This window comes from Micromonospora sp. URMC 107 (assembly GCF_051386315.1).
Classification (GTDB): Bacteria; Actinomycetota; Actinomycetes; order Mycobacteriales; family Micromonosporaceae; genus Micromonospora.
The window spans coordinates 1-288 of sequence record NZ_JBPQTK010000330.1; the positions used below are offsets into that span (position 1 = coordinate 1).

The following is a 288-nucleotide window of genomic DNA, read 5'->3' on the forward strand; positions in this document are numbered from 1 at the left end:
CGGTGGACGGGCCGGGCGACCAGCGGGCCACCCAGGGCAGGTCGTCGGCGGGGGTGACCACGCCGTCCTCCAGGGCGGCGTAGCGCCCGGCCAGGATCCGCTTCGCGGCGACCGTGTCGACGGAGTCGGTGTTGTCCCACAGGGCGGCGAAGAGCGCGTCGACGCGGACCCGGGCCTGCCGGCAGAACAGGTCGGCCAGCTCCACGTTCTCGGGCCGGGCCTCCCGCTCGGCGTGGGCGCGCACGCAGACCGCGGACATCGCGAACAGCTCCGCGCCGATGTCCACCA

General features: G+C 75.7%; 1 pseudogene. It reads right to left on the bottom strand.

Annotated elements, in window-relative coordinates:
• A pseudogene (locus ACSNN9_RS28740) lies at window positions 1-288 on the bottom strand (acyl-CoA dehydrogenase family protein); the annotation flags it as partial.